This is a genomic window from Micromonospora sp. CNZ296 (assembly GCF_007827635.1).
Window position 1 is genome coordinate 13,125 of the sequence record NZ_VISW01000033.1, and the last position, 11,396, is coordinate 24,520.

Here is an 11,396-nt window from a genome sequence, read left to right on the forward strand (position 1 = left end):
AACGGTTTGCCGGTCGGAAGTCTACTTCCGGACAGCGCGGATGCCAGGTCTCGACACCCGTGACTTTGCCGGGTGGGCGGGATATTGAGCTGCTTTGCCGCTCTTGGGGGATTTCTGCGATTCGCAGTGACCGACATCACAGCCACCAGGGCCGATGGCGGCGTGCGCACGTCCGGTGACGCGAGGTGGCCCTCGAAACCTGTTACACCCTCTGGTGTCATTCGTGGCGAGCTGTAACACTGGCTGCATGTATGGCAACGACTTCGCCCCGCCGGAGGACGCTCCGGGCGGCGGCCTGCTCGGCGAGGTGGAGGCGGCGGAGGCGGCGCTGCGCGAGGCGGCGGCGCGCGCCCGGCGCGGAGGTCCGGCCCCGGACGAGGACGTCGAGGCGTACTTCGCCGACGTCATCAACGCGGACCAGAAGATCGAACCCCGCGACTGGATGCCCGAGGCGTACCGCAGGACGCTGATCCGGCAGATCGCCCAGCACGCCCACTCCGAGATCATCGGTATGCAGCCGGAGGGCAACTGGATCAGCCGGGCGCCCTCGCTCAAGCGCAAGGCGATCCTGCTGGCCAAGGTGCAGGACGAGGCCGGTCACGGCCTCTACCTCTACGCGGCCGCCGAGACGCTCGGGATCAGCCGCGACGAGCTGGTGGATCTGCTGCTCGACGGCCGGCAGAAGTACAGCTCGATCTTCAACTACCCGACCCTGACCTGGGCCGACGTGGGTGCGATCGGCTGGCTCGTGGACGGCGCGGCGATCGTCAACCAGGTGCCGCTGTGCCGCTGCTCCTACGGCCCGTACGCCCGGGCGATGATCCGGGTCTGCAAGGAGGAGTCGTTCCACCAGCGGCAGGGCTACGAGATCCTGCACACGCTGGCGCACGGCACCCCGGCGCAGAAGGCGATGGCCCAGGACGCGGTGGACCGCTGGTGGTACCCGTCACTGGCCATGTTCGGCCCGCCGGACGGCGACTCGACGCACAGCGCCCAGTCCATGGCCTGGAAGATCAAGCGTTTCTCCAACGACGAGCTGCGCCAGCGCTTCGTCGACATGTGCGTCGGCCAGGCGGAGGTGCTCGGCCTCACCCTCCCCGACCCGGACCTGCGCTGGAACGACGAGCGGCAGGCGTACGACTACACCCAGCCCGACTACGACGAGCTGATGCGGGTGATCAAGGGCAACGGGCCGTGCAACCGGGAGCGCATGGCGCACCGGCGCAAGGCGCACGCCGACGGCGCGTGGGTACGGGAGGCCGCCGCGGCGTACGCCGCGAAGCGGGCGGGACGAAAGGCGGTAGCGGCATGAACAGCGCGTCCTCTCCCCTGTGGGAGGTCTTCGTGCGGGCCCGCCGTGGCCTGTCGCACACGCACGTCGGCAGCCTGCACGCCCCCGACGCCGAGCTGGCCCTGCGCAACGCCCGGGATCTCTACACCCGCCGCCAGGAGGGCGTCTCCATCTGGGTGGTGCCGGCGAGCGCGATCACCGCGTCCAGCCCGGACGAGAAGGACGCGTTCTTCGACCCGGCCGCCGACAAGGTCTACCGCCACCCGACGTTCTACGAGGTCCCCGAAGGGGCTGCGCACCTATGAGCCTGTTCGACTTCACGCTGGCCGTCGGCGACGACGCGCTCATCGCCGCGCAGCGCCTCGGTGAGTGGACCTCCCGCGCGCCCGAGATGGAGGAGGACATCGCCCTCGCCAACATCGCCCTCGACCAGCTCGGCGCGGCGCGGCTGCTGCTCACGTACGCGGGCGAGCTGGAGGGCGCGGGCCGCGACGAGGACGACCTGGCCTACCTTCGCGACGACCGCGAGTTCCGCAACTGCCTGCTGGTCGAGCTGCCGAACGGCGACTTCGGTGTGACCATGGCGAAGCTGTTCCTCCTGGCCGCGTACCAGTCGCCGCTCTACACGGCGCTGGCCGGCTGCGCTGACGAGCGGCTGGCCGCGGTCGGGGCGAAGGCGCGCAAGGAGTCGGCGTACCACCTGGACCACGCCTCGCTGTGGGTGAAGCGGCTCGGCGACGGCACCGAGGAGTCGCACCGGCGCATGCAGGACGCGGTCGACCAGGTGTGGCCGTACGTCCACGAGCTGTTCGCCCCGGACCCGGCGGCGCCGGTCGACCCGTCCACCCTTCGGGCCGACTTCGACGCCACCGTGTCCGCCGTGCTGGACGAGGCCACGCTGATCCGGCCGGAGATGGGCTGGGCGCCCGGTGGCGGCCGGGACGGCCTGCACACCGAGCACCTCTCCTACCTGCTCGCCGAGATGCAGGTGCTGCACCGCGCCCACCCCGGAGCGAGCTGGTGAGCGCGAAGAGTGCAGCGGAGCGGAGCCCCGCAGTCGCGAACGGAGGGTGGCGCTGGTGACCGACGCCAGGGCGGCCGCGGCGGCGGTGGTGGACCCGGAGATCCGCGTCATCACCATCGACGAGCTGGGCATCCTGCGCGCTGTCGACGAGGAACCGGACACCGGCCGGGTCGTCGTCACCATCACCCCCACCTACACCGGCTGCCCGGCCATGGACGTGATCCGGGAGGACATCCGCCGGGCGCTGGCCGCCGCCGGGCATCCGGACGCCGAGGTCCGCACCGTCTACCACCCGGCGTGGAGCACCGACTGGATCTCCGAGGCCGGCCGGGCCAAGCTCGCTGCCGCCGGCATCGCCCCGCCCGCGCCGCGCGGCGACGACACGGTGGTGCCGCTGACCCTCGCCGTACGCTGTCCGCGCTGCGGGTCGCCGGAGACCACCCAGATCAGCCGCTTCGGCTCCACCGCGTGCAAGGCGCTGTGGCGCTGCCGCTCCTGTTCCGAACCCTTCGACCACCTGAAGGCGCTGTGACTGTCACCATCACCCGGCCGGTGCGCCGCCGGCCGGTCTTCCATCCGCTGCCCGTCGCCGCCGTGGACCGGCTCACCGACGACTCGGTGTCGATCACGTTCGCGGTACCGGAGGAGCTGCGCGAGACCTTCGCGTTCTCCGCCGGGCAGCACCTCACCGTCCGCCGCCCGGCCGACGGCGACGGCGAGGAGGTGCGGCGGTCGTACTCGATCTGCTCCACCCCCGACGAGCTGGCCCGGCACGGCCGGTTGCGGGTCGGGGTGCGTGAGGTTCCGGGTGGGGCGTTCTCCGCGTACGCCTGCGGCGCGCTGCGCGGCGGCGACACCGTCGAGGTGCTGCCGCCGCTGGGCCACTTCACCTCCGCGTTCACCCCGGACCGGGCCCGCCGGTACGGCGCGGTGGTCGCCGGTTCCGGCATCACCCCGGTCCTCGGGCTGGCCGCGACCGCGCTGGCGACCGAGCCGCGCAGCACGTTCACGCTCGTGTACGGCAACCGCACGGCGAACTCGGTGATGTTCGCCGAGGAGCTGGCCGACCTGAAGGACCGCTACCCGACCCGGCTGCACCTGGTGCACGTGCTGTCCCGGGAGATGGGCGAGTCGGCGCTGCTGTCCGGGCGGATCGACGCCGACCGGCTGACCCGGCTGCTCGACACCGTCGTACCCGGTGACGAGATCGAGGAGTGGTTCCTCTGCGGCCCGTACGGCATGGTGGTGGACGCCAAGGCGGTGCTCGCGGGTCGCGGCGTGCCGGACGCGGCGGTGCACACCGAGCTGTTCCACGTCGACGCCCCGCCGGAGCCGGTGCGGCGCGAGACCGACCGGCCCGGGGCCGGCACCGAGGTGACGATCCTGCTGGACGGGCGCTCGTCCAGTTTCACGATGGGCCGGGACGAGCGGGTGCTCGACGCGGCGCTGCGGGTGCGCGGCGAGTTGCCGTACGCCTGCAAGGGCGGGGTGTGCTCGACCTGCCGGGCCAAGGTGACGTCCGGTGAGGTGACGATGGCGCGCAACTACGCGCTGGAGCCCGACGAGGTCGCAGCCGGTTACGTGCTGACCTGCCAGTCCAGCCCGGTCACCGACGAACTCACTGTCGACTACGACGCCTAGCGGCGCCGCCGGTCAGAACACCACGGGCGGTGCCGTGGCGGCGCGGCCACGGGCCCGGCTGACGTGCCCGCGCCACCCGCCGACCAGCGCGAGCAGGGTCCATCCCGCCGCGCCGAGCACGAGCATGCCCCGCTTACCGGCCGGGTCCACGTCCCGCGCGTCGGCCAGCTCCACCTCGCCCCGCGGGTCGACGAGCACTGTCAGTCGCTGGCCGACCCGGTAGCCGGGGGAACTGCCCCGGTAGACCAGTGGCTCGTCGAGCCGGCCGGTGTCGCCCTGGAGGACGAACTCGTGCCGCTTGCCGACGGTCTGCACGTCGGTGATGGTCACCTGCTGGGCGACGCCACGCTCCCGAAGCACCGACTCCGGGGCGAGCTGCACGGTGCCCACCAGCACGAACAGCGCAGGCAGCACCGACAGCAGGGTCAGCCACCAGCCCCGGTGCAGCAGGCGCAGGCCGACCGCGAAGGCGAGGCACCCGACCAGGGCGACGGAGATCGGCACCGCGATCGGCAGTCCCACGGTGAGGTGGGCGACCACCGCGCTGACCGCGATCACGGCGAGGCCGAAGCCGGCGAGCACGGCGGTCATGGTGAGGGACCAGAGGGCGGAGCGGGCGCCGGCCACGCGTACGGGGGTGGGCGGCGGCGATACGACTGGCACGCCGAGAGCGTAGGCGGGCGGCGCCAGCGCTCCGCTTCCCGCAGTGGCGTTTCGAGTCGACCGCCGTCCGTGACGCGTAGAACGTTACGTCCTACACTTGCCTCATGGAGCAGATCGCCGTCCGGGAGTTGAATCAGCACACCAGCCGGGTGCTGGCGCGGGTGCGCGCCGGTGAGACGGTCGAGGTGACCGATCGGGGTGAGCCGATCGCCCGCCTCGTGCCGGTGCTGGCCGGTGACGCGCTTCTCGGCCGGTTGGTGGCCGAGGGCCGGGCCATGGCCCCGACCACGACCGGCCCGGTCCCGATGCCGCCGGTGCTCGGGGATCCCGCGGTGGACGCGGCGGCCGCGCTGGTCGAGGCGCGCGACGAGGAGCGCTGGTGATCTACCTCGACTCGGCGGCGGTCATCAAGATGCTGCGGCGGGAGGCGGAGACGGCGGATCTGCTCGGCTGGCTGAACGAGCGCGCCGGCACCGCCTTGGTGTCGTCGGCCCTCGTCGAGGTGGAGGTGCCACGGGCGTTGCGTCGCGCCGCTCCACAGGCGCTGGTGGGTGTGCCCTCGGTGCTGGGACGTCTCTACCGGGTCGAGATCGACGCCACGGTCCGGGCGACAGCGGGCGCGTATCCGGAGCCGATGCTGCGCAGCCTGGACGCCGTTCACCTCGCCACCGCCGAGATCCTGGCCCGGCAGGCGGCGGCCGAGTTCGTCGCGTTCGTCACGTACGACAAGCGGCTGCTGGAGGCGGCCAAGGCGATCGGGCTGCCAGTGGCCAGTCCGGGCATGCCCTGACCGGGTGGGTCTCTCGTCACCGGGTGAGGAGTGGCGTTTCCCGCCGTCGGGCCCGCGACGTACGCTCGGGGATGTGACGGCGAACCGGGAGATCGACGACATCCTGCAACGCGGCGCGGACGGCGGGCGGATCACGCCCGAGGAGGCGCTGCTGCTCTACACCGACGCGCCCTTCCACGCGCTGGGCGAGGCGGCCGACGCGGTACGGCGGCGCCGCTACCCGGACAACATCGTCACGTACCTGATCGACCGCAACATCAACTACACGAACGTCTGCGTGACGGCGTGCAAGTTCTGCGCGTTCTACCGGGCCCCCAAGCACAAGGAGGGGTGGACCCACCCGACCGAGGAGATCCTGCGCCGTTGCGGCGAGGCGGTCGAGCTGGGCGCCACCCAGGTCATGCTCCAGGGCGGGCACCACCCGGACTACGGCGTCGAGTACTACGAGGAGCTGTTCTCCTCGGTCAAGAAGGCGTACCCGCAGCTCGCCATCCACTCGATCGGCCCGAGCGAGATCCTGCACATGGCGAAGGTCTCCGGCGTGAGCCTGGACGAGGCCATCGCCCGGATCAAGACCGCCGGCCTGGACTCGATCGCCGGCGCCGGCGCCGAGATGCTGCCGGACCGGCCGCGTAAGGCGATCGCGCCGCTGAAGGAGTCCGGCGCGCGCTGGCTGGAGGTCATGGAGCTGGCGCACCGGCAGGGCCTGGAGTCGACGGCCACCATGATGATGGGCACCGGCGAGACGAACGCCGAGCGCATCGAGCACCTGCGGATGATCCGCGACGTGCAGGACCGTACCGGTGGTTTCCGGGCCTTCATCCCGTGGACGTACCAGCCGGAGAACAACCACCTGAAGGGCCGCACCCAGGCGACCACGCTGGAATATCTGCGCCTGGTCGCGGTGGCCCGCCTGTTCTTCGAGACGGTGCCGCACCTCCAGGCGTCCTGGCTGACCACCGGCAAGGACGTCGGGCAGCTCGCGTTGCACATGGGCGTGGACGACCTCGGCTCGATCATGCTGGAGGAGAACGTCATCTCCTCGGCCGGCGCCCGGCACCGGTCCAACCTGCACGAGCTGATCGGCATGATCCGATCGGCCGACCGGATCCCGGCCCAGCGGGACACGCTCTACAACCGGCTCGCGGTGCACCACACGCCCGCCGACGACCCGAGCGACGACCGTGTCGTCTCGCACTTCTCGTCGATCGCCCTGCCCGGCGGCGGTGCCGGGAAGTCGCTGCCGCTGGTCGAGGTCAACTGACCCGGTCCCGCCGTTCCGCCGTTCCGCCGTTCGGCCGGTCGGTGTCCGTCGTGCGGCCGGAGCTCCGCCCGTTTCCGGTGAAGGTTCGGCCAGGGATCTTCACCTGCGTGATCACCGGCGGCTAGCCTGCCCGCGCGACACCACCGATCCGGGCCGCGAGCAGGCAGGTAACAGGTCGGCGGCGACCCGGGTGAGCACGGCCCGGTGAGCCGACGACGCCATTACGCTGGCGGCGTCCGTCGGACCGTCGTCCTCCATCGGCCCATGAGGGCCGTTCACATAACGCACCGCGGCAGGGGCGGGATGGGTGACCATCCCGCCCCTGCTGTCTGCCGGGATCGATGGGAATTCCCACCGCCGCGCGGTGGCGTGACGAGGCGTCGCTCCGGTACCGTCCGTTCGTTCGGTACGTGATCACGTGTCCCTACCCCCGGGGGAACAATGACCTTCCGCTACCGGTCCACGCTGGCCCGCGCCGGCGTCGTGGCCCTGCTCTCCACCGCCGGTCTCGGCGCCGCCGCCGGCCCGGCGCAGGCCGCCGACAAGGCTGACCTCCAGCTCATCCCGCTCAGCTACCAGCTCGCCAAGGGCGTCAGCGAGGCGAAGGCCAAGCCGTTCAAGTTCCAGGTGAACAACACCCTGGGGACCGTCGACGCGAAGGACGTCCGGGTCACCGTCGAGACGAAGGGCCTCAAGACCGCCAAGGTCGGCGTGCTGGTCCCGGCCGGCTGCGACATCCGTGGCACCACCTTCTCCTGCCTGCTCGGCGACCTGCCCGCCGGCACCACTGAGGACTTCGGTCTCCCGCTGTTCTCCACCGGCGGCAAGGGCGCGGCCGGTACGCTCACGGTCTCGATCAGCGCGGCGAACGGCGCCGGAGTGCTGGACACCATCGACCACGACATCACCGTCACCGAGCCGGGCTACGACCTCACGACCTGGGTCCAGGACGTGTACGCCGACGTGCGCGTGGACGGCGACGACGCCGACGAGTCCGGCCTGCGCCCGGTCCGGCCGGGCGGGACCGCGCCGCTGGACTGGGCCGTGTTCAACGACGGCAGCAAGCGCGCCACCGGCATCAAGTACGGGATCGCGCTGCCGGCCGGTGTCACTTTCGCGAAGCTGCCCGACGGCTGCGTCGAGCAGAACCTGGGTGGTTTCCTCAACGCGTACTGCGAGGACCTGGGCGCGGTGCTCAAGCCCGGCCAGTACTACACCGCCGACGTCCGGGTGACTGTCGGCGCGGACGTGACCGAGAAGCTGCTCCGGCCCGGCATCCTCTGGGCCGAGGGCCTGGACGCCGCCTCCGGTGCGCCCGAGGAGGAGCCGCGGGTCGCCAGCTCGGCGCAGCGGCGCGCGTTCGCCGAGACCGACGACGGTGACAACAGCGCGGTGTTCGACGTCTTCGTCGACCAGAGCCCGCAGTCGACCCCGAGCCCGACGCCGACCACCCAGCCGACCTCGACGCCGACCGCCCAGCCGACGCCGACCGGCGACGCGACGGCGGTGCCGACCCCGACCGCCGGTGGTGGCGCGGGTGGCGGTAGCGGCGACGGTGGCCTGCCGGTGACCGGTATGCAGGTCGGCCTGATCGGCGGCGTCGGCGCGGCCGTGCTCGCGGCCGGCGCGGCGCTGATGATGCTGTCCCGCCGCCGCAAGGTGGTCCTTGTCGCTCCGGGCGAGGAGCGCACCGGCGACTGACCGGGGAACCGATACGCGACCAGGGCGGGGTGGGTGACCACCCCGCCCTGTCGCGTACCCGGAGGGAGGCGGGGGCGACGCGGCTGGCAGAGTGGAGGGGTGAGCCGTACCCCGCAGGGCCAGCGCGCCAGCCTGGACAAGCAGCCGCACGAGGTCGCCGCGATGTTCGACGGTGTCGCGGCCCGCTACGACCTGACGAACACCGTCCTGTCGTTCGGCCAGGACCGGTCGTGGCGGCGGGCCACCCGGGCGGCGCTCGGGCTGCGGCCGGGCGAGCGGGTGCTGGACGTGGGCGCCGGCACCGGCGTGTCGACCGAGGAACTGGCCCACTCCGGGGCGTACGCGGTGGGTGCGGACCTGTCGTTGGGCATGCTGCACGCCGGCAAGCGCACCCGTCCGTCGGTGCCGCTGCTGGCCGGGGACGCGCTTCGGCTGCCGTTCGCCGACGCCAGCTTCGACGCGGTGACCATCTCCTTCGCGCTGCGCAACGTCAACGACACCGACGCGGCGCTGGCCGAGCTGGCCCGGGTGACCCGGCCGGGCGGGCGGCTCGTGGTCTGCGAGTTCAGCACTCCGGTGAACCCGGCGTTCCGCACCGTCTACCTGTCGTACCTGATGCGTTCGTTGCCGGCGGTGGCCCGCGCGGTGTCGAGCAACCCGGACGCCTACGTCTACCTGGCGGAGTCGATCCGGGCCTGGCCGGACCAGGCGGCGCTGGCCGCGCGGATCGGCGCGGCCGGCTGGGGCCGGGTGGCGTGGCGCAACCTGACCGGCGGCGTCGTGGCGCTGCACCGGGCAGTCCGAAACTGACCGCCCGGCCAGCGAACGCTGGTCATTTCGTGAATATCCGGTTTTGGTCTACTTTGTCCCGTAGGCTCGCCCCCATGACGGGACCAGACCAGGCCGCCACCGACGACGACGCCGCCGAGCTGATCGCGCAGCTCCGCGAGCTGGCCGGCGCGGATCCCGCCGATGTCCGGCAGGTCGTCGCCGAGGTGCTGGCCGCGCTGGACCGGGCCGCCGGTGGCGCGTTGCGCGACCACCTGCCCGAGGCCATCCGCCTCGACGCCGGGCTCGGACCGGCCGCGCAGGCGCGCCCCTGACCGGTCTCGACGCTCTTACCGGCGCGTTTCCGCGAAGTTAGGCCCCCCTCAGCGCGTACTGGTGTAACGCCGGTCATAGACTCCAACCGGATCGGCTTGTGAAGCATTTCACGAGCATGCGGGAGGAGGCGCGGATGACCGCGGTGGAGAACGACGCCGACGTCATCGTCGTGGGCGCCGGTCCCGGAGGATCGGCCACGGCGTACCACCTGGCGCGGCACGGCGTACGCGTGCTGCTGCTGGAGAAGACGGAGTTTCCCCGGGAGAAGGTCTGCGGTGACGGGCTCACGCCCCGCGCCGTACGGCAGCTGATCCGGATGGGCGTGGACACCTCGCCCGAGGCGGGCTGGCTGCACAACAAGGGCCTGCGGGTGATCGGCGGCGGCATACGCCTGGAACTGGACTGGCCCGACCTGGCCAGCTTCCCCAACTACGGCCTGGTGCGCACCCGGCTCGACTTCGACGACCTGCTCGCCCAGCGTGCGGTCGCCGCCGGGGCGAAGCTGCAGACCAGCGTCAACGTCCTCGGACCGGTGCTCGGCGCCGACGACCGGGTGATCGGCGTGCAGGCCGAGGTCGGCCCGGACAAGGAACCCGCCACGTTCCACGCGCCGCTCGTGGTCGCCGCCGACGGCGTCTCCGGCCGCTTCCCGCTCGCACTCGGGCTCGCCAAGCGGGAGGACCGCCCGATCGGCGTGGCCGTCCGCCGCTACTACCGCTCGCCCGCCAAGCACGACGACGACTACCTGGAGTCCTGGCTGGAGCTGCGGGCCAAGGGCAGCGACGCGCTGCTGCCCGGCTACGGCTGGATCTTCGGCCTCGGCGACGGCCGGGTGAACGTCGGCCTGGGCGTGCTGAACTCCTCCTCGGCGTTCGGCAAGACGAACTACCGCAAGCTGCTCACCGACTGGCTCGCGAACACCCCCGAGGACTGGGGGATGACCGACGAGTCCAACGCGGAGGGTCCGATCCTCGGCGCCGCGCTGCCGATGGGCTTCAACCGCGTGCCGCACTACACCCGCGGCGTGCTGCTCGTCGGTGACTCCGGCGGCATGGTCAACCCGTTCAACGGCGAGGGCATCGCGTACGCGATGGAGTCGGGCGAGATGGCCGCGGAGGTCGTGGTGCAGGCGCTCGCCCGCCCGGTCGGCGCGGAGCGGGAGCGGGCGCTGATGGCGTACCCGCAGGAGCTGAAGGCCCGCTTCGGCGGCTACTACCGGCTCGGCGGCGTCTTCGTGAAGCTCATCGGCCGCCCCGAGATCATGCGGATGGCGACCAAGCACGGCATGCCGCACCCGATGCTCATGCGTTTCGTGCTCAAGCTGCTGGCCAACCTGACCGACCCGCGCGGCGGGGACGCGATGGACCGGGTCATCAACGCGATGACGAAGGTGGCTCCGGCCGTGTAGAAGACGACCGGCCCGAGGCGGAACGTCCACGGGCCGGACAGAGATCGACCCCCGCCGACCGAGGTCGTGAGGGACGTGAATAGTGTGATTTTGGCCAACCACCGAGGTCAGGGAAGGACGAGCAGGGGACAACGATGACGCTCTCTCCTTACGCACCCATCATCGGGCTGTTCGCCCTCGCTGCGGCGTTCGCGCTGTTCTCCGTGGCCGCTGCCCGACTCGCCGGCCCGCGGCGTCTGAACAAGGCCAAGCTCGAGGCGTACGAGTGTGGCATCGAGCCGAGCCCGCAGCCGGTCGGCGGCGGCCGGTTCCCGATCAAGTTCTACCTGACGGCGATGCTCTTCATCGTCTTCGACATCGAGATCATCTTCCTCTACCCCTGGGCGGTCTCCTTCGACGCCCTGCCGATCTTCGGCTTCGTGGAGATGGTCCTGTTCATCGTCGCGGTCTTCGTCGCGTACGCCTATGTCTGGCGTCGCGGCGGCCTGGACTGGGACTGAGGAGGTAGCA

General features: G+C 71.7%; 14 protein-coding genes. 13 read left to right on the forward strand and 1 reads right to left on the reverse strand.

What is annotated here, in order from left to right; translation table 11 throughout:
- The first annotated feature begins 247 nt into the window (after nt 1–247).
- From paaA to paaE, 5 genes are read left to right on the forward strand one after another with little or no spacing between them, the layout of a single operon-like run.
- Nucleotides 248–1,312, forward strand: coding sequence for a 1,2-phenylacetyl-CoA epoxidase subunit PaaA (paaA, locus tag FB455_RS32100; RefSeq protein ID WP_091330392.1), 1,065 nt, complete (start codon nt 248–250; stop codon nt 1,310–1,312).
- Nucleotides 1,309–1,596, forward strand: coding sequence for a 1,2-phenylacetyl-CoA epoxidase subunit PaaB (paaB, locus tag FB455_RS32105; protein ID WP_013283588.1), 288 nt, complete (start codon nt 1,309–1,311; stop codon nt 1,594–1,596). Before paaA ends, paaB begins: the two co-directional genes overlap by 4 nt.
- Nucleotides 1,593–2,315: a 1,2-phenylacetyl-CoA epoxidase subunit PaaC gene (gene paaC, locus FB455_RS32110; RefSeq protein ID WP_145755708.1), complete on the forward strand. Its 723-nt coding sequence runs from the start codon at nt 1,593–1,595 to the stop codon at nt 2,313–2,315. The genes paaB and paaC overlap by 4 nt, the downstream gene beginning before the upstream one ends.
- 55 nt (nt 2,316–2,370) lie before the next feature.
- Nucleotides 2,371–2,847 carry a 1,2-phenylacetyl-CoA epoxidase subunit PaaD gene (gene paaD / locus FB455_RS32115; RefSeq protein WP_013283590.1) on the forward strand — a complete coding sequence of 159 codons (477 nt, stop codon included), beginning with the start codon at nt 2,371–2,373 and terminating at the stop codon, nt 2,845–2,847.
- Nucleotides 2,844–3,956, forward strand: coding sequence for a 1,2-phenylacetyl-CoA epoxidase subunit PaaE (gene paaE / locus FB455_RS32120; protein ID WP_030273580.1), 1,113 nt, complete (start codon nt 2,844–2,846; stop codon nt 3,954–3,956). The genes paaD and paaE overlap by 4 nt, the downstream gene beginning before the upstream one ends.
- 12 nt (nt 3,957–3,968) lie before the next feature.
- On the opposite strand, the gene FB455_RS32125 is transcribed toward paaE, so the two are convergent.
- Nucleotides 3,969–4,619, reverse strand: a complete 651-nt coding sequence (locus FB455_RS32125; RefSeq protein ID WP_486481627.1) for a hypothetical protein — start codon at nt 4,617–4,619, stop codon at nt 3,969–3,971.
- A gap of 104 nt (nt 4,620–4,723) precedes the next feature.
- On the opposite strand from FB455_RS32125, the gene FB455_RS32130 reads away from it, so the two are divergent.
- The 8 genes from FB455_RS32130 to FB455_RS32165 all read left to right on the forward strand — a co-directional run bounded on the left by FB455_RS32130 (nt 4,724) and on the right by FB455_RS32165 (nt 11,386).
- Complete coding sequence (locus FB455_RS32130) at nt 4,724–5,002, forward strand: type II toxin-antitoxin system Phd/YefM family antitoxin (RefSeq protein WP_145755709.1); 279 nt, start codon at nt 4,724–4,726, stop codon at nt 5,000–5,002.
- A complete protein-coding gene (locus tag FB455_RS32135; RefSeq protein ID WP_030273584.1) occupies nt 4,999–5,409 on the forward strand; it encodes a type II toxin-antitoxin system VapC family toxin in 411 nt (136 codons plus the stop codon). The genes FB455_RS32130 and FB455_RS32135 overlap by 4 nt, the downstream gene beginning before the upstream one ends.
- 73 nt (nt 5,410–5,482) lie before the next feature.
- A complete protein-coding gene (gene mqnC, locus FB455_RS32140; protein ID WP_013283595.1) occupies nt 5,483–6,673 on the forward strand; it encodes a cyclic dehypoxanthinyl futalosine synthase in 1,191 nt (396 codons plus the stop codon).
- 441 nt (nt 6,674–7,114) lie between these two features.
- Entirely contained in the window at nt 7,115–8,374 is a 1,260-nt protein-coding gene (locus FB455_RS32145; RefSeq protein ID WP_013283597.1) for a COG1361 family protein, read from the forward strand.
- 99 nt (nt 8,375–8,473) lie between these two features.
- Nucleotides 8,474–9,184, forward strand: coding sequence for a demethylmenaquinone methyltransferase (locus FB455_RS32150; RefSeq protein ID WP_013283598.1), 711 nt, complete (start codon nt 8,474–8,476; stop codon nt 9,182–9,184).
- A 74-nt stretch (nt 9,185–9,258) separates the two neighbouring features.
- Complete coding sequence (locus FB455_RS32155; RefSeq protein ID WP_030273586.1) at nt 9,259–9,477, forward strand: hypothetical protein; 219 nt, start codon at nt 9,259–9,261, stop codon at nt 9,475–9,477.
- A gap of 134 nt (nt 9,478–9,611) precedes the next feature.
- Nucleotides 9,612–10,886, forward strand: a complete 1,275-nt coding sequence (locus FB455_RS32160) for a geranylgeranyl reductase family protein (RefSeq protein WP_145755710.1) — start codon at nt 9,612–9,614, stop codon at nt 10,884–10,886.
- A 134-nt stretch (nt 10,887–11,020) separates the two neighbouring features.
- Nucleotides 11,021–11,386: an NADH-quinone oxidoreductase subunit A gene (locus tag FB455_RS32165; RefSeq protein WP_013283601.1), complete on the forward strand. Its 366-nt coding sequence runs from the start codon at nt 11,021–11,023 to the stop codon at nt 11,384–11,386.
- Nucleotides 11,387–11,396: the final 10 nt, after the last annotated feature.

Bases quoted from the DNA above. Each gene is read 5' to 3' on its own strand.
- paaA (WP_091330392.1), top strand. From the start codon at position 248: ATGTATGGCAACGACTTCGCCCCGCCGGAGGACGCTCCGGGCGGCGGC.
- paaB (WP_013283588.1), top strand. From the start codon at position 1,309: ATGAACAGCGCGTCCTCTCCCCTGTGGGAGGTCTTCGTGCGGGCCCGC.
- paaC (WP_145755708.1), top strand. From the start codon at position 1,593: ATGAGCCTGTTCGACTTCACGCTGGCCGTCGGCGACGACGCGCTCATC.
- FB455_RS32130 (WP_145755709.1), top strand. From the start codon at position 4,724: ATGGAGCAGATCGCCGTCCGGGAGTTGAATCAGCACACCAGCCGGGTG.
- FB455_RS32145 (WP_013283597.1), top strand. From the start codon at position 7,115: ATGACCTTCCGCTACCGGTCCACGCTGGCCCGCGCCGGCGTCGTGGCC.
- FB455_RS32155 (WP_030273586.1), top strand. From the start codon at position 9,259: ATGACGGGACCAGACCAGGCCGCCACCGACGACGACGCCGCCGAGCTG.
- FB455_RS32160 (WP_145755710.1), top strand. From the start codon at position 9,612: ATGACCGCGGTGGAGAACGACGCCGACGTCATCGTCGTGGGCGCCGGT.
- FB455_RS32165 (WP_013283601.1), top strand. From the start codon at position 11,021: ATGACGCTCTCTCCTTACGCACCCATCATCGGGCTGTTCGCCCTCGCT.